Below are 20,187 nucleotides of genomic sequence, written 5' to 3'. Positions count from 1 at the left end.
GTGACGTTTACGATATGGAGCGCACATGAGCGGCCGGCTGACAGGCAAGGTGGCACTCATCACCGGAGCGGCACGGGGCCAGGGCCGCGCGCACGCTGTCCGCATGGCCCGCGAGGGCGCCGACATCATCGCCGTCGACATCGCGGGCAAGCTTCCGTCCTGTGTGCCCTACGACCCGGCAACCCCAGAGGACCTCGCCGAAACCGCAAGGCTCGTCGAAGCCGCCAACCGTCGAATTGTGGCTTCAGCGATCGATATTCGTGACTTCGACGGTCTGAGCGAGGCGGTGAACGACGCGGTAACCAAGCTCGGGCGGCTGGACATCATCGTCGCCAACGCCGGCATCTCGGCTCCACAGGCGTGGAACGAGATCACTCCCGAATCGTTTCGGGACGTGATGGACGTCAACGTGACGGGAACGTGGAACACGGTCATGGCCGGCGCACAGAAGATCATCGACGGCGGTCGCGGCGGGTCCATCATCCTGATCAGCTCCGCAGCCGGCATCAAGATGCAGCCGTTCATGGTGCATTACACCGCCAGCAAGCACGCCGTGACCGGGATGGCTCGCGCGTTCGCCGCCGAGCTGGGCAGGCATTCGATCCGGGTGAACAGCGTGCACCCCGGTCCGGTCAACTCCGCGATGGGCAGCGGGGAGATGGTCGCCGCGGTAGCCAGGGCGACCGAAACCTATCCGCAGTTGGCGAATGTGCTCACGCCGTTTCTGCCGAATTGGGTGGCACAGCCCGAAGACATCGCGGACGCGGTGTGCTGGTTGGCCAGCGACGAATCACGAAACGTCACCGCCGCGGCGATCTCGGTCGATCAAGGCTCCACGCAATACTGATTCGCGTCGTGGCTCGGGTCACGGGATGAGCTCGAGCGTGCCGAGGTCACGGATGGCCTCGCAGCCCCGGGCCAACATGGTGAGCACCATGTCGTCACCGCGGTCGGTGGCGGTGGCGAACGCGAATCCCAACGCTGAGATCAGCAGCGCCTGCGGCATGCCGAGGCGGTAGTCGCGCCAGCATGTTTCGCGATCGTAGCCGGTCACGCCGTAGCCGCAGAGAGCTCGGTGGTAATCCTCCACAAGGTTTTGCTCGATGGCCGAGCGCAGTTCCGGCTTGAGGCTGGTGGCGGTGAAGTAGGCGAGATCCCTTGCGGGCAGCCCTACGCCGAGCGTCTGCCAATCCACCACCGTGACCCTGCTGGCGTCCGGATAGAACAGCATGTTGTCGAGGCGGTAGTCGCCGTGCAGCAAGGCAAATCGATCCCGCTCAGCTAGCAGCCAGGGCGCTACCAAACCCATTGCGGCAGTGAAGGTCTCCCGGTCGGCTGCGCTCATGCGATCACCGAGCTTGTCCAGAGTGATGTCGGCGCTCATCCGTGCGACCTCGCCGAGACCTTTGGCCGATGCTTCGTCGGGTCGGGTGAAGGCAATCCCTGTGAAATCAAGCCAGACCGGATCACACCAGCTGGGCCCGTGCAGGCCGGCCACCGCGATGACGGCCAGCCGCGCCTCCCGCTCACCGCAGCCCGCGATTTGGTCGCCCTGCACCGCGGGCGCCTGATCGGCCAGCAGCAGGGCATAGTCAAGGGCGTCGTCGCTGATCTCGCAGTAGAAGCACTCCGGCGTCGGTACCCGTACCCGGTCGGCGACCCCGTCGTAGAAGGCGCATTCACTGCGGTAGCCGATAGTTACCCGATCGCGCACGGTGTCGTCCTGAGCAGGCAGTTTGATCACGAAGGTGTCCGGTAACCCGCCCGAATCGCCCGCGTAGCTGACCGACACCCGATAGGTCGCCCCGGTCTGTCCGGTGCCGATAGCGGCCACGTCCACGTCCGAGACGCGCACCGGGGTGTCGCCACTGCTCAGTACCGCCGAGAGCCACTCGCGGGTGATGTCGCCCGGATATCGGGGAATGGACATAGCGATGCTTGCGCCCTCCGGGTGACACCAATACTCGGACGATCACGCCCGACCGACCCGACAACTGTAAGCCATACGGCATGCGCTGCAACCAGGCCCATGGTTAAAGCAGCCGCAGGTGACCGCGGTAAACCAGGAATTTGTTCAGGTCAAGACAGCGGTGGATAAGCTGCCTAGTCTTCGGCCCCTGGAGTCCAGATATGGGTGGGTTCGGAGCGGCCCCGCAGGACGGTGTCGCCACTTGCGACCCAGTGCCGGCGCTCGGCCGCATCGGCACGATCTATCGCAGCGGCTGAACACCCGATCCGCCGGTCCAACGTTTTGGCGAAATCGGCCAGCCGCGCGGCCTCGTTGACCGCGTCGCCGACGACGGTGTATTCATAGCGGTTTTCGGCGCCGATGTTTCCGGCGAAGACCGGCCCGGCCGAAACACCTATCCCGAAATCGACGACAGCCAGCCGACGGAGTTGGCTCCGCAGGCTGCGGGCGGTGGCCAACGCCGCTGACACCGCGCCGTCTGAGGGCAGCGGCACCCCGAAGACGGCCAACGCGGCGTCTCCCTGGAATTTGTTGATAAAACCGTGTCGTTCGTCCACGGCGCTGACAACGATTCGGAAGAAATCGTTGAGCACCTCGGCGACCTCTCGTGGCGGGCGACTCGCCGCCAGTTTCGTCGAGTCCACCAGGTCGATGAAAAGGATCGCCGCCTCCCGCACGTCTCCTGACAGCGATGCGCCACCGTCGAGCGCGCGGCGGGCCACATCTTCCCCGACGTGACGGCCGAACAAATCCTGCAACCGGTCACGCTCGGCTATCCCGGCAACCATCCGGTTGAACCCGCTTTGCAGACGCCCGATTTCAGAGCGCTCATAGACTCCGACGAAGGTGTCAATACGGCCCTGCTGGACCTGCGCCATCGCGTCGACGACCTCTCGCACCGGGTCGGATATCGACCGGGATGTCAGGATCATGATTGGCAGTCCCAGTAGCACCGCGGCAAGTGTGACCACCAGAATGGGCATCTCCACCGACGCCGTCTTCTGAATAATCCAACCGTTGGAACGGATCACGATTAGAGCCGCGATTGCCGCGCAGGGCAGCCCACAGCCCATTAACCACATGCCCACAAGTCGAGTGAGCACGCGTGGAGCTATCACCACACCTTCAGAGCCTTGGGTCGCTGCAACGAAGATTGGCCGAAGAGAGCGCTGAGTAAGCAGAAGGCTGAGGCCTGCTGCCGCACTGCCGCCGAGCACGACCGCCAGCAGGGTTGCGACCGCAAGCGCCACACCGCCGTCAAGGTTCAGCGCGAGGAAAATCACGCCGCTTGCAGCCCACGTTGCGGCCAAGATCAGCGATTGTCGCCTGACGAGTCTCGTCGCTGTGCGTCGCTCATCTGGATTAGGTTGCCGGCCCTGAACAAACCACCGCAGTACCGGAGCGATAATCACGGCGCCGCCAACAGCGACGCCGGCGGCTCCCAACACGACAAGGATCGCCGCAATTATCATGTTCTTTGCGCCGAAGTATGCGTACGCTCCCGTACCTATTCGGTCGTGGAGCGGTATCACAATGGCGGCGGCATCACCGACCGCCAGCAGGTGAGCAAATGCGAGCCCGATCGCATACTGAATCGACAACCTGCGGGCCTTGGTCACGGAAACAAGGTAGCCCGTGGCTGCTTTATTGCGGACGAGCAGAGCGCACCGGTTCAGGCGCGCCGCCCTTCCTAGCCGGCGGGATAACCGACCGACTTGATCTCGGTGTACTGGTCGAAACCGGCGACACCGTTCTGCCGGCCCACGCCGCTTTCCTTGTAGCCGCCGAACGGAGTGTCGGCGCCGTACGGTGCGCCGCCGTTGACGCCCATGAAGCCGGCCTTGATTCGGCGGGCCACCGCCAGCGAATGTTCCAGCGAGCCCGACATCACGTTGCCGGCCAATCCGTACACGCTGTCGTTGGCAATCCGGATCGCGTCTTCCTCGTCGTCGAACGGGATGACCGCTAGCACCGGGCCGAAGATCTCCTCCTGGGCGATGGTCATCTTGTTGTCGACGTCGGTGAAAAGCGTTGGCCGGACGTAATACCCCTTGTCGAAACCGGTGGGCGCGTCGGGCCCGCCGACGAGCGCTGTGGCGCCCTCTTCGACGCCCTTCTTGATGTAGCCCCGCACCCGCTCGAACTGCCTTTCCGAGATCAGCGGGCCGCACAACGTCCCGGGATCCTGCGGGTCGCCACACGTGACGTTCTCATAGATGCTCTTGAGGATCGCCACACCTTCTTCGTAGCGTGACCGAGGCAGGAGCATCCGAGTGGGGTTGGCGCAACCCTGCCCGGCGTGCATGCAGGGCGCGATGCCGATCGCACAGGCCAGCCCGAAGTCGGCGTCCTCGAGGACGATGGTGGCCGACTTGCCACCGAGCTCCAGGAACAGCCGCTTCATGGTGGCCGCACCCTTTTCCATGATCCGCTTGCCGACCACCGTCGAGCCGGTGAACGAGATCAGGTCGACCTTGGGTGACAGCGTCAGCTCCTCACCCACGAAGTGATCCGATGCGGTGACGACGTTGACGACACCGGCTGGGATGTCAGTCTTCTCGGCGATGAGTCGGCCCAGTCTGGTCGCGTTGAACGGGGTGTTCGGCGCCGGCTTGAGCACGACGGTGTTGCCGGTGCCCAGCGCCTGGCCGAGCTTGTTGATCGTCACCTCGAACGGGAAGTTCCACGGCACGATCGCGCCGACCACGCCGACCGGTTCCCGCCACACCTTACGGGTCGTCAGCGTGCCGGTGAGGCTGATTACCTTGTCGCCCAGGTCGGTCTCCCACGGGTACTGATCGATCAGCCTCGCGGGGTACTTCAGCCCGTCTTCCAGTGGGGCGTCTAGCTGGGGCCCGAACGTGATGGCTCGGGGGGAGCCGACCTCGAGGATGAGCTCCTCGCGCAGCTCCTCTTTCTCCGATTCGATCGCCTCGTGCAACTGCAGGAGGCAGCGCTGACGCAACTTGTGGTTGGTCGACCAGTCGGTCTCATCGAAAGCCCGCCGGGCGGCGTCGATCGCCCGGTGCATGTCCTCTTTCGACGCGTCGGCGACTTCGCCGAGCGACTCCTCGGTTGCCGGGTTGATGTTCGTGAAGGTGCCGGCCTGGCCGTCGACCAGCTTGCCGTCGATCATCATCTTCGGCTCGAACCGGACCTTTACGGTGTCAGTCATATCTGTCACTCTCTTTTGACTCGTTAGAGGGCGGCCCGCTGGGCACTGATTACCCTACGGAGAGCCTTACTGGAAACTAGCCGATTGGCAACGTGCAATTTCTGCGGGGGTTGGCTACTGGGGATCGAACAGCACGGGTAGTGATGTCGGGGACCGGAAAACCTGCCCGCGGATGTGCGGGTCGTCCCCGTCCGGGTCCAGCCGCAGATTCGGCAGTCGGTCCAGCAAAAGGTTGATGGCGGTGCGCATCTCGAGCCGCGCCAGATGCATACCGAGGCAGACGTGCAGGCCGTGCCCCCAGCCCAGGTTTGCCTTGGCTTGTCGGTGAATGTTGAACGTGTCGGGATCCGGGTAGCGATCCTCTTGCCGGTTCGCCGAACCCAACATCGGCATCACCGTCGCCCCGGCCGGGATCGGCACCCCGCCGAGTTCGGTGTCGCGGGTCGTGACCCGGGTGATCGTCAGCAGCGGTGGCTCCCACCGCACGCCTTCCTCGATCGCCTGTGGTAGCAGCGAGCGGTCCGCGCGGATCGCGTCTAACTGCAATGGCTCCGACAACAGACCGAAGAGCAGGCTGCCCAGCGACCGGTAGGTCGTCTCGACGCCTGCGGGGAGCAGCAGCCGAAGGAACGAGAAGATCTCTTCGTCGGCGAGCTTTTCCCCGTCGATCTCGGCCGCACCGAGCGCGCTGATCAGGTCGTCCTTCGGCTCGGCGCGGCGGGCCTCGAGTACCGGGGCAAAGTAGTCGCACAGGGCCGCCGATGCCGCAAGCCCGCGTTCCGGGTTCATCAGCCAACTCAGCAGCGAAATCGACCACCGCTGGAACTGCGGATAGTCCTTTTCCGGCAACCCCAACAGGCCCGCGATGATCTGGCTCGGATAGTCGAAGGTGAACTCCTTCACCAGATCTGCCTTGCCATTGGGTGCAAACTTGTCGATCAGGCTATTTGCCACCCGGCCGACCAACTCGTCCTGCCAGCGCGCCAATGACTTCTGCGTGAACGCCTTCGATATCAGCGAACGCAGCCGCCCGTGGATCGGCTCGTCCATGCCGAGCATCACGCCTTCGCCCAACACGGGCCCGAACGCCGCGATGACGGCGGCCGAGGAGAACGTCTCGTTGTCGCGCAGCATTTGTTGGACATCCTCGTGGCGATACACGATGAACATCGGCAGGGATTCCTCGTGTGGAAGCGCTCCCGACGTCTCGAGTCGCTGCACCGGTTCCTCGCGGCGCAGTCGCGCCAGTTCGGTGTACGGGTCGCGCACATCGCCGGATATCGCGTCGTCGAAAGAGCCGAAATCCTCGAGATCGTCAAATAGCTGTTCCATGCTTACCTCTCAGTCCCCTTCACTCCCCTGATTTCTCTGGCGGCGCTTGGCCGCCAACGATTTCTCTGGCGGCGCTTGGCCGCCAACGACGCCAAGCGCCGCAACACCGGCTGCGGCAGAACGCGCGCGACCAACACCATCGCCCGTTGACCCGCGGTCAACGGATACGCCCCACCCCGCATCGAGCCTTGTCTGGGTATGCCGAGCACGATCCGCGACATGTGGTGCATGCCCGAAGACGGGAGAATTCTGTTGAAAGCCAACAGCATCGAAGCGTCCGGGCCAACGCCGCGGCGGCGGAACGACTTCTCGTCAGCCAGCGCCTTGAGCAGTCCGTCGGTGAACCGCTCCGCTGGTCTGGCAAAACTGACCGCGAATCGCCCGCGGGTGTTCATCGTGTTGTGCAGCCGGGCGTAGGGGCCGTCGAAATTGCGATCATCGGTGGTGCCCGCGTCGGTGATGATCTCGGTGTCATACGTGCCGGCGACCAAAACGGTGACACCGAGACCGAAGGGCGCGATCTCGCACGCCATGGACTCACCCCAGCGCTCCAACGCTCCCTTGGCCGCCGAGTACGGCGCGGTGCCCGGTTGACCGCGCACCCCGGCCGCGCTGGATACCAACACGATGCGCCCCTCACCCGCTGCCCGCATCGACGGCAGCAGAGCCTGGGTCAGCGCGACGGGGCCGAGGACACTGGTGGCGAACATCTTCTGCCACAGCGCCGTATCGGTCTCCTCCACCATTCCGGCGGCGGAAATCCCGGCGTTGTGCACCAGCGCACAGGGTGCGCCAACGGCTTCTTCGATTGTCTTGGCCGCCGCGGAGATTGACGCGGCGTCCAAAAGGTCGAGCTGCACACCGATCAGCCGGTCGTCGTCTGCACCAGCGCCTGCCGCCTCCCGTAGGAGTGGAACCCCGTGGTCGGGCGTGCGCATAGCCGCGACCACGCGCCACCCCTCGCGGTACAGGCGGACGGCCGATGCGAAACCCAGTCCCCGGGACGCACCTGTGATGACGACGGTGCGCGGATCAACCATTCTTGCTCGCACAGGGGCCGGTACCCGGCGGCGGCGGGTCGACGTGGGGCCGTCCATTGGGCTCCCCGCTCATCCAGGTCGACCAGATGCCGACCGAGTACGGGCCTGGAGCGCCTGCCTTCTCGTAAAAACCCTGCGGGTCATAGACTTTGGCCTCCGGGTAGGGCCACGGGCAGGCCACCGAGGTCGCCGCTTTGCTGACCTTGATGGCCGCGAACCAGGCCCCGTAGGCGAAGTAGGACACGTTGATGATCGCGAACATCACCAGGAAGGTGCCGAGTACCGGACGGCTTGGGAAGATCTTCGCTTTCGCGGCCAGCTTCTCTGCCACCGACTTCCCGGTGTCGTCGCGATAGCAGAGTATGGCCGCGGGCACCATCACGAAGGTCACCGAGAACGACTCCCAGATCAGCGGGAATTGGAATGTCGTGCCGGTGAATACCGAGCCCCAGGGAATCACCTGCGAGTAGATGTACATGCCGGCGTGCACCAGCTGGATCTCAAGCCACGCGTCAAAGACGAAGCCGATCGCACACGTCAGCAGACCCAGGCTGACCAACGGGTGTCGCGATACGAAACTCTCCGGTCCGTATTTGGCCTGCAGCTTGCGCAGGATCCAGACCGCCGGGAAGTAGGGACCGAAATAGAAAGTGACGTAGCCGAATACGACGAACGGTTCCACGGTTGGTGATAACGACACCAGCGGCCAGGACTCCGGCCAGTGGATCAGATCGGGGTTGTAGACCGCGAAGGGCGCCCAGTTCATGATCGGGTCCTGCCACACGATCAGCGTGGTGCACAGGAACATCAGCATCACCGGACTGCCCGGGTTCCGCCGCCAGCCCCTGATGAATACCACCAGCAGCACCAGCAGCATGATGATCGTGGAAATGTGCAAGAAAGTGATGTAGTCCAGCCCGAACAGGAACCGGACGGGGCGTGGCCGGCCGTGCACGTTGGGGTTGGCGACCCGCGGGTCCAGGGCGACGCGGCAATTCGCGATGAAGAAGAGCACGAACGCCGCCAGCGCAGCGCCGGCGATCCAACCGCCCCACCCCTTGCGCTCGCCGCCGCCAGGCCGGGCGGGCTTTTCGCCTGCCTTTAGAGGTGCGGATTGTTCCGTAGACATCGAGTCAGCCTTCCTCTCCGAAACGATCGACCAGATGAGAGTTGATGCCATCGGCATCGAGGGTCCGCGCCACCAGATAACCGGCGCCCATCCACGCCCGGCGGGTCCACTTGCCGAATGACACCCGGGTGCCGGGCGCGCCCGCCGCGGCGGGCATCATCTTGACCCGCTCCAGCGCCTCTTTCACACCACGCGGACTAAGTGGATGGGCGTCGGTGAACGCCCGCACCAGCGTCTCGGCGACGTCGCGGTTGACCGGCGGCACGCAATATTCGGGACGCCGCCCGCCATACTTCTTCGCGTAACGGTCGAGGAAGTTCTGACCGATCTGATTGGCTTCGTCGTACTGGTCGACCCCGATCCACCCCATGAACGCGTTCCACATGATCGGGTTCACCCACGCGTTCTGGAAAGCCGTCGTGGTGAATCGCGGCGGGTCCCAGTCGACCGCCTGCAGCGCGGGGTTGATGAACACGATCCCGAAACCGAAGCCCAGATGCACGATCGCTTCCGCCTTGGCATCGTGCAGGATGCGCACGGCTTCATTGATGTCCTGGGCGGTCTGCGCGATTGCCACCTCCGCGACGATGCGAATGCCCTTGCGCCGAGACGCGTTTCGCAGATTCTTCAGGTAGCTCTCGCCGATCAGGTTCTGCTCGACCAGAACCCCGATTTCGGTCAGCCCGCGTTTGGCCACCAGGTCCGCGATGAAAATCGGCTCGTCGGTCATCGATCCCTGCGGGAAGGAGAATGTCCATTCGCCCAACCAGTCATCGGTGCCGGTGACGCTGATGGCCGGCACCTTGAACCGCTCCTGGATGGCTTCGCGGGTGGGCACGCAGTTGTCGGTGATGTGTGGCCCGAACACCACCAGACAGCCTTCTTCGACGAGTTCGCCAAACGCATCGATGACCGCCTTGACCGATCCCTTGGGCAACCCCTCGACTTCGCGGTAAATCATCTGCACGGGCCGGTCCATCAACCCGTGCTCAACGGCCTCCTCGAATACCAGGTCGAAGCAGCGCGTGAAGTCCGCGAGCATCTCTTCGGGGAACCCCGGTGGCAGCGTGAAGTCCATCAGGTAGCCGACCTTGATCGGCTCGGCGGTGCTTTCGTAGGACATCTGACCTCCCGGGTGACGCACTCACTCGCACGGATCTACATGCTGACCTAATATTTGTTCAGACCGTAGCGGCGGCGGTATACCGCGTCAATCATCAGATCCATCCGCTCCGCCCAGATAGACCTCGACCATCTCGCCCAGAGCCCTGCCCACTGCCACGTCGTCGGTGAGCGGCCCGGCGATCGCGGCCCGGGCCGCCTCACGCATGGTCAGGCCCTCCGCGACAAGCTGGGCTGCCGCGATGAGCACCCGAGTCGATGCGACCTCACGCAGGCCGCCGGCTTCCAGGCGCCGGATGGCCTGCCCGAAGCGCACCAGCTCAGCGGCGGTGGCACCGTCCACGCCGGCCTCGTGTGCAACGATCCCCTCTTCGATATCGGCTGCGGGAAAACCGAATTCGATGGCGACCATCCGCTGACGTGTCGAATCCTTGAGGTCCTTGAGCACGCTTTGATAGCCGGGATTGTAGGACACCACAAGGCCGAATCCGGGCGCCGCGTCCAGCGTGACACCGAGACGTTCGATGGGCAGCTGTCGCCGGTGATCCGCAAGCGGGTGCAGCACCACGGTCGTGTCTTGTCGGGCTTCCACCACTTCGTCGAGGTAACAGATCGCACCCTCGCGCACCGCCCGGGTCAGCGGACCGTCCATCCAAACTGTCTCGTCGCCCCGGAGAAGATACCGCCCGACAAGGTCCGCGGTGGTGAGGTCGTCATGGCAGGCAACGGTGATCAGCGGCCGACCGAGATCGTAGGCCATCGCCTCGACGAATCGGGTCTTGCCGCAACCCGTCGGCCCCTTCAGGACGAGCGCCAGGCCCTGGCGATATGCCGCCTTGAAAATGGCCTCTTCGCTGCCGACCGCCTGGTAATAGGGCCGTACCATCTCCGCCTCGGTGATCACGCCGTTCCGGCAAGCAAGCCCGGACTCGTTGGCCATAGCTTCCCTTCTGATACTCCCGGCGATTGGAGCCTAGCCGGAACAGATGTTTGTTTCAAGTGCCCAGACGGGCAGGTCCGGACCAGTGGTACACCAACTGCGTTCTGGGACTTGGCATCAGGGCCGAGTTTGGCTCGTCACGACACCTTCCGGCGAACCTCTGCCGAGCGCAGCGCGGACCGGAACAGTGGTCCGATCACACCGGCGAGTTGATCTGGTCGCGCAATCGTCGCATGCGCGGTGTTGCCGAACACCCTGCGCAGCGATTGCACGTCGGTTCCCGCGCCGATCGTCAGGCATACGCAGCCAGTGCCTCGACGGCGAGCCTCGGTCAGAGCGCGGCGCGCGTCAGCAGCACCGTAGGCGCGTTCGTATCCATGGTCGTACGCGAGTCCGTCGGAAAGCACCACCAACAGCCGGCGTGACGTACCTCCGCGCGTCTCCAAGACCGCCGAGCCATGGCGGATGGCCGCGCCGAGCCGCGAGAACGCACCGGGCTCCAGGCTGTTCAATCGCCTCATGACTTGGGCGTCGAAGTGGTCGTCAAATCGCTTGACCGGCACCATGTTCACCGCTCTGCGTCCCTGCGAGTAATAGGCGTAGAGCGCAACCCGGTCACCCAGGTCGTGCAATGCGACGGTCAGGTTGGCGACCGCCGCGCGCTGTTGTTCGTGCACCGTGCGCCCCAGGGTTCCGGGCTCCGCCGCGGACCCCGACACATCGAGGAGGAGCAGCACCGACAGGTCGCGCCTGCGCCGAAGGCTGTCGAGGTATACCGCTTCGTCGGGCACCGACCCGGCCCGCACCTCGACGCGGGCTTCAACGGCCGCGTCGAGGTCGATGTCGTCGCCCTGGTACTGGCGGTGGCGACGGTACAGACCCATTCCAAGTCGCGATAGCGGCCGCCGCATGCCGATTGCGTCCTCAATCGCCTGGGTCGCCGACGCCTTGATCTTCGGCTCGACCTCCCGCACGGTGCACCACGCGGGCCGGTAGCTTTTTCGCGTGACGTCCCATTCGGGATAGCTCACGCCGTCCGCGGCGGTTTTCGTTTCGCGGTCTTGAACATCCGTGACGTCCTCGCTCGAGGTTGAGGCCAGCGACGACACGGCGTGCGGACCGCGGTTCGCGGAGTTCGTGCGGTGCGTCGGGGTGTCCGCGCCGGGCGGCCCGCCGCCGCTACCGGTCTTCCGCGCCGACGACAGCATTTTCTTCAACCACTTGCCGATGAAGCCGCCACCACCAACCGGGCTGGTGAACAGATCTGGATCGTCGGAATCGTCGATCTCGCCTTCATCGAGTTCCGCTAGTTCCTGCGCGCCACGGCCCCGCGGGACGTGCCGGGGGTTCGACTGGCCCTGTTGTTCGGCCACTCGAGAGGATGCCGCGACCACCTTCGCGGCGCGTATCACGCCGAACTGCGGCGCCGGGTCGTCGATGGCAGTCCGTCCGGCGGCAATGCCCAGCGAGGCGGCGGGCGAATCGCTGCGCCCAGCGATATCGTGGTCGCCGACCGACGCCAGGATGCGTGGTAGCAGCTCGGCATTGCTGACCAATGCGCGGTGGCCCTCGACCGCGAGGTAGCGCCTGGCCATCCGGGGGCGGCGGAGAAGGAAACGCATGACGTCGGGATCCAGGCTGCCAGCGGCGATCATCGATGCGTGTACGGCGATGGCCTCGAGTCTCGCACGGGCTCGCGCCGCAGCATCGATATAAATCGTCTGGCCGTCCGTCCACGAAGGCTCACCCGGTTGCAACTCGTCGACCGCCACCGGTCGGCCGGCAAGCGCAGAGGCAAACATGCCGAGTCCCTGCAACCGGTCGTCACGAGCGTCGTCTGCCACGCCCGACCTCCGAACCCCCGGGGACCCCGTTGACCAAATATCTGTTCCAACGTAGAGTCCGGTGTCGCTGCAGTCAATCGGACCAGCTGCGCAGTAATGACCGGATGTGCCGAAGTGCCTACGGTCAGGCTTGTTGACCAAATATCTGCTCCGCCGTAAAGTCCGGCTTGGCCGCAGTCAGCAGTCAGTCGTTGCAAAGTCGACGCAAAGTCGATAAAGGAACCTCCCAACAAAGTGGATTTCTCATACCCGGCGGACGTCGAACGGTTCCGCGCCGAGTTGCGTGAGTGGCTGTCCGCGAATCTGACCGATGAGCTGATCGCCGCCCGACGTCCCTCCGGCCACAACGACGTGGTATTCGAGACGTTGCGCACCTGGAATCGCACGATGGCCGACGCCGGCTGGGCGGCCGTGTCCTGGCCCCGAGAATATGGTGGCCGGGGAGCGACGGTGCTCGAGCAGCTGGTCTACACCGAGGAGACCACCCGTGCCCGGGCGCCATTGCCGCTCAACGTCATCGGCATGAACAACATTGCGCCGGCCATCATGCAATACGGCACTGAATCCCAGAAGACAACGCTGCTCCCCCGCATGATGCGCGCCGACGACATCTGGTGCCAGGGAATGTCAGAACCCGAAGCGGGATCCGATCTCGCTGCGCTGCGCACCAGGGCAGTGCGCGATGGTGACGACTTCGTCGTCAACGGCCAGAAGATCTGGACCTCACTCGGGCATCGGGCGCAGTGGTGTCAGTTGTACGTGCGCACTGATCCGGATGCCCCGAAACACAAGGGGATCTCCTGCCTGATTGTCGACATGAGGCTGCCGGGCATCCAGGTTCGACCACTCGTCACGCTCAACGGCGACACCGATTTCGCCGAAATCTTCTTTCACGATGTGCGGGTGCCGGCCGATGCGTTGCTCGGGCCGCTGAATGCCGGTTGGCAGGTGGCCACCACCACGCTCAGCCACGAGCGCGCCGGAGCCGCGCGGCTGTACGCCGAGATGCAGGTGCGCTTAGAAGAACTGGTCGCTGACATTGCCGCGGCGCAGGCCGCCGACGACCCGGTGACACTGCGGCGCCTCGGCGAAATAGCGCTTCGCATAAAATATCTCGAGGTGCTCTGCCAGCGATCGATCTCGGCGACGCTGCACGGCGGGGACGCCTTCGGGTCGGCCAGCCTCGCCAAGACCGTGTGGGGGGAGATTGGACAAGACCTGGCTGCCCTGGCCTACGACGTGTTGGGCAACCACGGTAGCAACGCCTCGTGGGCAAACTACCGTCTGACCTCGCGCTCACTGACCATCGCGGGGGGCACCAGCCAGATCAACAAGAACATCACCGCACAGCGCGTACTCGGGTTGCCACGCAAATGAATCTCGAACTCACCGACGAGCAAGTGGCACTGCGCGACACCACACGGCGTTTTCTAGCAGAAAAGGCGCCGATTTCGGGTCATGTGCGCAAGCTGCTCGACGATCCGACCGGCGTAGATGAGCAGGTCTGGCGCGGTCTCGCCGACCTCGGGACGACCGGACTGCTGGTGCCGCAGGACTACGGTGGCGCCGGCATGACGATGGTCGAGGCCGGTCTCGTTGCCGAGGAACTCGGCGCCGCCCTGCATCCGGGACCGTGGCTGTCAAGCGCGGTTGCCGCGACGCGCACGCTGACCCGGCTCGACGTCAACGGGACTGCCGCCAAGCTGTTGACCGGGATCGCTGACGGCACCACGATCGCGGCTGTCGGCTTCTTGGATTCCCAGAACACCTCCGTTGTCGCGGCCGAGCAAGGCTCGGATGCCGCAGACGTCGTGCTGCGGGGCGAGATCGCGTGCGTGCCCGACGCCGCGGCTGCCGACACCCTGCTGGTGCTCGCCGAGGATTCAATAGGTACAGCGCTTTTCACGGTAAAAACTGATTCATCGGGGATCTCGGTGACACCCGAGCCCGGTATCGACCGGACCCGCAAGCCGTGTCGTGTCACGCTCAACGACACGTCCGCACATCGGCTGGCCACTCCCTCGTCAGAAGCCGTCGACGCTGTGATCGATGACGTGCTTATCGCCAATGCCGCCGACGCGCTCGGCGCTGCACGAGCCGTCATGCATCTCGCCATCGAATACGCAAAGGTGAGAAAGCAATTCGGTCAGCTCATCGGGTCGTTTCAGGCAATTCAGCATCTGTGCGTCGACATGTACGAAACTGTCGAGCTGGCCCGCAGCGGAGTGATCCATGCGCTGTGGACCGCCGACAACGCCGACGCCGACGAGCGGCACCTGTCCGCGTTGCGGGCGAAAGCGTTTGCAGGACGGCTGGCCACCGTCGGTGATACCGCGATCCAGGTATTCGGGGGTATTGGCTACACCTGGGAGCACGACGCTCACCTCTACCTCAAACGTCTGCTCAGCTGGAGCACGTTCCTCGGTGGACCTGACCGCTATCTCACTGAACTCGGTGCGCGCCTTGCGGAAAGGGCTCTGAAATGATCGATTTCACTGATCAGGTTGCGATCGTCACGGGAGCGGGCCGAGGGCTCGGTCGTTTGTATGCGCTGGAGTTGGCTCGGCGCGGTGCCTCGGTGATCGTGAACGACCTGGGCGGAACGATGCACGGCGAAGGCTCCGATGCCAGCGTCTCCGACGCGGTCGTCGACGAGATCGCGCGCGCCGGTGGGGTCGCGGTGGCTTCACACGATTCGGTGGACAGCCGCGAGGGCGGCGAAGCGATCGTCCGCACCGCTATCGACCGGTTCGGTCGCCTCGACGCAGTGGTGAGCAACGCCGGCATCTTCAACAGTGTGCCTTTCGAGGATCTGTCGCCGGCCGACTGGCGGCGGATGCTGAGCGTGCACCTGGACGGCGGGTTCTATTTGAGCCAGCCGGCATACCGAGCGATGAAGACGGCCGGGTACGGGCGGTTCGTCTTCATCTCCTCCTCCGGGGGCATGTTCGGACAGCCGCTGGAAGCCCACTACGCGGCGGCCAAGGCGGGCCTCGTCGGGCTGGCCAACGTTATCGCCATCGAAGGTGCCCAGCACGGGATCCTCGCGAATACCGCTCTGCCGTTCGGCTTTACGCGCATGGTCACTGAGACGGTCGGGGATCCCAAAGCGCTTGAGGCAACGGGATTCCTGAAGGTGATCCAGCCTGACCTAGTCGTGCCGATCGTGGCATTTTTGGCCAGTCGGGCCTGCGAGTTCACCCATCACAACTATTCGGCCTGTGCCGGACGTTTCTCGCGAGTATTCGTGGGCCTCGGCGAGGGTTGGCTCGCCGAACCGGGCAGCAACCCCACAGCCGACGACGTCGCGGCGCACCTCTCCGAGGTTTCAGCCACCGAGCCGTTCACCGTTCCCGGCTCGATCTTCGAAGAGGTCTTCGCGGTCTGCGAAAGGCTGGGCGTCAACGTGTTTTCACAATGACCCCGCCACACCCGATGTCGAGCAGCCATGGACATTGAACACCTCCTGACCACCACCAGGTCGGCACGAAGGTCGCTCGATCTGGATGCGCCCGTGGACATCGACGACATCCGCGAATCGCTTCGGGTCGGGCTGCAGGCCGCGAACGGCTCCAATGCGCAGTCCTGGCGATGGTTGGTGGTCACTGACGCCGGGCTGCGGGAACAACTGGCGGGCCTGTACCGCGACGCCTATCTGCTGCGAGTCGGCGGGCAGATGCTCGGCGATCTGCTACCGGCAGGCACCCCGGAGGGCCGGCTCATGTCGTCCACCGAGTGGCTGGTTGAGAACTTGGCGAAGGTGCCATTGCTGGTAATCCCTTGCTACCAGCCGTATCTGCCGCGCATCGATGGCGACGAATCTTTCTACCAGGCCACCCTGTACGGCTCGATCTTCCCAGCGGCATGGAACTTCCAGCTGGCGCTGCATGCCCGCGGCTACGGGACGTGTGTCACGACTCTGCATTTGCATCAGGAAGACGCCGTTGCCGAGCTGCTGCAGATCCCGGACAGCTACGCGCAAGGTTGCCTGCTGCCAGTCGCCCGCCTGCGTGCCGGTCACACCTTTCGGCCCGCGCCCAGACGCGCGCTTGACGAGGTCGTCGCCGTCGACGGCTGGAACGGCCCGCCGATCTGATGCCGAGATGAACCGCGCCGGAATGCGTCGTTGAAGCTGGGCGGCCTGACGACAGCAACCTGGTAGCGTTAAACCAAATATTCGGTCGCCAATGAGGCGACCTTTGTCGGGCGGGAGCCGTGGAGGTGTCGTGGGGCTTCAGCAACCATCCCAGGCTGCTGCCGCCCGACCCGCTGCGCGCCTAGACTTGCCCGATGCCGATTCGTTGGTGCGAGCAGGTCGACCGGGACGTTCTCGCATGACGCCGCGCGGAAGAGGTGCTGCCAAACACATCCCAGACTTGGCGGACGATCGCGGAGGCGCGTACGACGACGGCACTCGCCGGACCGAAATCCTGCAAACCGCCGCGTCGTTAATTGCCTCCTCGGGTTTGCGGACCTCTCTGCAAGAGATCGCCGACGCCGCGGGCATATTGCCGGGAAGCCTGTATCACCATTTCGAATCGAAAGAAGCGATCCTCGTCGAGCTGGTGCGGCGGTATTACGCCGACTTGGACCGCATCGGCGAGATCGCCCACCAGAAGTTGGACAAGCCCGACTCGCGCTCCGCCGCTGACGAGATCTTCGAGTTGGGATCTGCGATCGCGCGCTGCGCGGTGCAGCATCGCGCCGCTCTACAGATGTCGTTCTATGAGGCGCCGAGCGCGAATCCGGAACTCGTAGAACTGCTTCAAACACCGCCCACCGCGGTCCAGCAGGCGATGCTGCAAACGCTGCGCGCCGGTAGGTGGAGCGGCTACATCAGATCCGATATCGATCTGCCGACGCTGGCCGACCGTATCTGCCAGACGATGATGCACGTCGGACTGGACGTCGTTCGACACAACGCCGCAGCCGACCAGACTGCGGTCGTGTTGTGCCGCATCATGTTGCATGGCCTGGCCAGTCGACCGCACAGTGACAAGGAATTGGATCGCTCCCCTGCTTTCGCGGCGGCCGAGGCGGCAATCAAGACCTGGAGCGACGAAAGCGAATCCGACGCCAACGACAAAGCCGCCCATGTCCGTGCGGTAGCACGAGCCGAGTTCGGCCGAAAAGGTTACGAGGTCACCACCATCAGGGACATCGCCTCTGCGGCGGGATTGGGTACCGGGACCGTCTATCGGCTGATCGGGTCGAAAGACGAACTGCTCGCCTCGATCATGGAGTCGTTTGGCAAGAAAGCCGGCGGCGGATTCGCCAGCGTTCTGCGCACCGACGCCACGCCGGTCGAAAAGCTCGATGCGCTCAGTTGGGTCAACATCAACGCGTTGGACCAATTCCCCGACGAGTGGAAGATCCAGCTCGCGTGGATGCGCCAGTCGCCGCCGGACACGCCGAACCCGGGGCTGGCGTTCACCATGCGACTACGACAGCTGCGAGCACTGTTGTCGGAGGGAATCCAGTCGGGCGACATCCGGATCGAGGACCCCCCGTCCCTCACGATGCTGTCGCGCTACGTGATGGACATCCTGTGGATGCCGGAAAACATCGTGCGGGCTCAGGGCAAGCACGCAGCACTCATCAATGCCCGTGACACCGTGGTGCGCGGCGTCGCCGAACGCGGCGGACGCAAGTAAGAGCGACTTCTCCAAACACTCACCGGTGGCGGCGCCGTCCACGCATACTTGCGGTGTGCGCCGTTCGGGCCCGGAAATTCATGTCGGATGGCCCTTCACCAGCCTTGTTGTACCAAATATCTGTTCCCCGTAAAGTACACCGGAGCCTTTACGGTAGGCATCCCAAGAGAGGATAGAAATGACTGGTATCGATCAGTTCCGCTACGACGGCAAGCGGGCGTTGGTAGTCGGAGGTGCCACCGGCATGGGCGCCGCGGCGGCCAAGATCGTCGGCGCGCTCGGAGCTGAGGTCATCAACATGGACTACGCGCCGGTCGAGTCCGGCCTCGGCCGCGGGATCCAGGTGGACCTTCGGGACCCGGCGTCGATTGACAACGCCCTCGAGCAGGTCGGCGGACCCGTCGACGCCCTCTTCTCTGCCGCCGGTATCGCCGACGGTCCAGACCTGATGAAGATCAACTTCATCGGGCATCGGCACGTGATCGACCGACTGATGAGCGGCGGCCACCTGAGACGCGGTTCGGCCATCTGCTTCATCTCCTCGGTGGCCGGCATCGGGTGGGAAACCGATTTACCGCGGCTCCAGGAGTTCTTGGCCACGCCCGACTTCGAGTCGGCAGACGCCTGGGTCAAAGCCCACGAGGCGGACAACTTCGGCCATTACGGCACCAGCAAGCAGGCCATCAACGCCTACGTCGCAACGCACGCATTCCCATTCCTCGCGAAGGGCGTGCGCATCAACGCGATCTGCCCCGGCCCGACCGACACTCCCCTGGCCCGGGCCAACGCCGACCTCTGGCTGACTTTCGCGCAGGACTATCGAGAAGCCACCGGCGCCGAGGTCCACACGCCGGAGCAGATGGGCAACGTGATGGCGTTCCTCAACAGTGACGCCGCCGCCGGTGTCAACGGCGTCACGCTCCTTGTCGACTACGGGCACGTCAATTCATCGAATACCGGAACTTTCGCAGCCGGCAAGCCGATCATCGACTTGCTGATGGGCCGGATCTCGCTCACGTAGCCGGCCACGCACATTTACCCCCGAAGACGGCCTTAAGGCTGGTAGAAAAAGGCGTGCGGCGAGAGCACGCGTGCAAGCGGCTGTCCGAATGGAGGTGCGCGGTGGGAGGCCGGTTCGTCACCGCGGCGGTGACCGTTCTAGTGGTAGCGGCATCCTCCGCGGGATGCTCTAGTGCGGAAAAAGTGACGCAGAAAACCGCTCGGATCACTGTCGACAACAACACCCGCACCTCGCACGCCGTCACCTGCAATCAGGTGCAGTGGTTGTTGACCGCGAACATCGCCGCCGCGCCGGCAAGTGTCCGCGTATTGCTCAAGCTCGATTCCGAAAAGCCGAAGCTGGAATCGGTCAATATCGACAATTTCGCGGGCTTCACCGGCGTCGCCGACGTCGGTGCGGGTGATGCGAAAGCCGCTTTCGCCAACGGCACCTACACGATCACGGGCACGGCCGAAGGATCTCAGCGCAACGATCCACGCGTCTCCGTTACGGCACCCTTCAAGATCGAGATGGTCTGCTAACAGCGCGCATCAGATCGACGTCAGGGTTCCGCTGCCCACCGCGTCGACGATGTCGTCGATCACCGAGACGGTAGGACGCCATTTGCGGTGCGGTGATCAGGTCACGCAGGTCGACAAAAAGTTCCGTCGGCAAGTTCGCTGGCCCAATTGGTGTCCCGTCCCAGCTGACCAACGTCCAGCCATCCTGCGGATCGCCCTGAATCACCACCTGCCTCGTCAATCCCTAAATGGAAACACCCACCCCGGCACCATTGGGAATCGGACGCGGCGCGCAGCGACGACGTTTGCGCGTGCGCAAGTAGCAGTTGCCACTGGTTCAATCCCAACTTGTTGAATGTGGCCAGGAGGGCGTGGTCTGCAGCCATGCTCTTCTAGGCGGTGATCGGGTGTGGCTCGCTCAATCCCTGTCGCCTGCTGGCTGACTACTTACTGGCTTGCCA

At 64.2% G+C, this 20,187-nt stretch carries 17 protein-coding genes and 1 pseudogene; 8 read left to right on the top strand and 10 right to left on the bottom strand.

Annotation, left to right across the window (positions count from 1 at the left end; translation table 11 throughout):
* Positions 1–25: 25 nt before the first annotated feature.
* The gene (locus ACLQI9_RS01755; protein ID WP_442382655.1) at positions 26–847 is read left to right on the top strand and encodes a mycofactocin-coupled SDR family oxidoreductase; all 822 of its coding nucleotides are present in this window, start codon (positions 26–28) and stop codon (positions 845–847) included.
* A gap of 18 nt (positions 848–865) precedes the next feature.
* Here the strand turns inward: ACLQI9_RS01755 and ACLQI9_RS01750 are convergent, their stop codons facing one another.
* The 9 genes from ACLQI9_RS01750 to ACLQI9_RS01710 form a co-directional block, all read right to left on the bottom strand.
* On the bottom strand, positions 866–1,930 hold the full coding sequence (locus tag ACLQI9_RS01750) for a phosphotransferase family protein (protein WP_442382656.1): 1,065 nt from the start codon (positions 1,928–1,930) through the stop codon (positions 866–868).
* A gap of 173 nt (positions 1,931–2,103) precedes the next feature.
* A complete protein-coding gene (locus ACLQI9_RS01745) occupies positions 2,104–3,588 on the bottom strand; it encodes an adenylate/guanylate cyclase domain-containing protein (protein ID WP_442382657.1) in 1,485 nt (494 codons plus the stop codon).
* Between the two features lie 71 nt (positions 3,589–3,659).
* Positions 3,660–5,144, bottom strand: coding sequence for an aldehyde dehydrogenase family protein (locus ACLQI9_RS01740; protein WP_442390861.1), 1,485 nt, complete (start codon positions 5,142–5,144; stop codon positions 3,660–3,662).
* A 114-nt stretch (positions 5,145–5,258) separates the two neighbouring features.
* Positions 5,259–6,476, bottom strand: coding sequence for a cytochrome P450 (locus tag ACLQI9_RS01735; protein WP_442382659.1), 1,218 nt, complete (start codon positions 6,474–6,476; stop codon positions 5,259–5,261).
* A gap of 2 nt (positions 6,477–6,478) precedes the next feature.
* Positions 6,479–7,516, bottom strand: coding sequence for an SDR family oxidoreductase (locus ACLQI9_RS01730; RefSeq protein ID WP_442382660.1), 1,038 nt, complete (start codon positions 7,514–7,516; stop codon positions 6,479–6,481).
* Positions 7,509–8,645 carry a spirocyclase AveC family protein gene (locus ACLQI9_RS01725; protein WP_442382661.1) on the bottom strand — a complete coding sequence of 379 codons (1,137 nt, stop codon included), beginning with the start codon at positions 8,643–8,645 and terminating at the stop codon, positions 7,509–7,511. The genes ACLQI9_RS01730 and ACLQI9_RS01725 overlap by 8 nt, the downstream gene beginning before the upstream one ends.
* Before the next feature lie 4 nt (positions 8,646–8,649).
* Positions 8,650–9,768, bottom strand: coding sequence for an ABC transporter substrate-binding protein (locus tag ACLQI9_RS01720; protein ID WP_442382662.1), 1,119 nt, complete (start codon positions 9,766–9,768; stop codon positions 8,650–8,652).
* Positions 9,769–9,855: 87 nt separating this feature from the next.
* Complete coding sequence (locus tag ACLQI9_RS01715; protein WP_442382663.1) at positions 9,856–10,707, bottom strand: CbbQ/NirQ/NorQ/GpvN family protein; 852 nt, start codon at positions 10,705–10,707, stop codon at positions 9,856–9,858.
* 137 nt (positions 10,708–10,844) lie between these two features.
* On the bottom strand, positions 10,845–12,551 hold the full coding sequence (locus ACLQI9_RS01710) for a nitric oxide reductase activation protein NorD (protein ID WP_442382664.1): 1,707 nt from the start codon (positions 12,549–12,551) through the stop codon (positions 10,845–10,847).
* 234 nt (positions 12,552–12,785) lie between these two features.
* Between ACLQI9_RS01710 and ACLQI9_RS01705 the strand changes: the two genes are divergently transcribed.
* The 7 genes from ACLQI9_RS01705 (at position 12,786) to ACLQI9_RS01675 (ending at position 19,747) form a co-directional block, all read left to right on the top strand.
* Positions 12,786–13,928 carry an acyl-CoA dehydrogenase family protein gene (locus ACLQI9_RS01705; protein WP_442382665.1) on the top strand — a complete coding sequence of 381 codons (1,143 nt, stop codon included), beginning with the start codon at positions 12,786–12,788 and terminating at the stop codon, positions 13,926–13,928.
* The gene (locus ACLQI9_RS01700; protein WP_442382666.1) at positions 13,925–15,037 is read left to right on the top strand and encodes an acyl-CoA dehydrogenase family protein; all 1,113 of its coding nucleotides are present in this window, start codon (positions 13,925–13,927) and stop codon (positions 15,035–15,037) included. Before ACLQI9_RS01705 ends, ACLQI9_RS01700 begins: the two co-directional genes overlap by 4 nt.
* Positions 15,034–15,972, top strand: coding sequence for an SDR family NAD(P)-dependent oxidoreductase (locus ACLQI9_RS01695; protein WP_442382667.1), 939 nt, complete (start codon positions 15,034–15,036; stop codon positions 15,970–15,972). The genes ACLQI9_RS01700 and ACLQI9_RS01695 overlap by 4 nt, the downstream gene beginning before the upstream one ends.
* Before the next feature lie 27 nt (positions 15,973–15,999).
* Positions 16,000–16,647, top strand: a complete 648-nt coding sequence (locus ACLQI9_RS01690) for a nitroreductase family protein (protein WP_442382668.1) — start codon at positions 16,000–16,002, stop codon at positions 16,645–16,647.
* A gap of 238 nt (positions 16,648–16,885) precedes the next feature.
* A complete protein-coding gene (locus ACLQI9_RS01685) occupies positions 16,886–18,205 on the top strand; it encodes a TetR/AcrR family transcriptional regulator (RefSeq protein ID WP_442382669.1) in 1,320 nt (439 codons plus the stop codon).
* A gap of 178 nt (positions 18,206–18,383) precedes the next feature.
* The gene (locus ACLQI9_RS01680) at positions 18,384–19,226 is read left to right on the top strand and encodes an SDR family oxidoreductase (RefSeq protein WP_442382670.1); all 843 of its coding nucleotides are present in this window, start codon (positions 18,384–18,386) and stop codon (positions 19,224–19,226) included.
* 182 nt (positions 19,227–19,408) lie between these two features.
* Complete coding sequence (locus tag ACLQI9_RS01675) at positions 19,409–19,747, top strand: lipoprotein LpqH (protein ID WP_442382671.1); 339 nt, start codon at positions 19,409–19,411, stop codon at positions 19,745–19,747.
* Positions 19,748–19,817: 70 nt separating this feature from the next.
* Here ACLQI9_RS01675 and ACLQI9_RS01670 read toward each other — a convergent pair.
* Positions 19,818–19,964: pseudogene (locus tag ACLQI9_RS01670) on the bottom strand (histidine phosphatase family protein); the annotation flags it as partial.
* Positions 19,965–20,187: the final 223 nt, after the last annotated feature.

Source organism: Mycobacterium sp. (assembly GCF_052143115.1).
Lineage (GTDB): Bacteria > Actinomycetota > Actinomycetes > Mycobacteriales > Mycobacteriaceae > Mycobacterium.
This window is presented reverse-complemented; position numbering and strand designations above follow the sequence as displayed.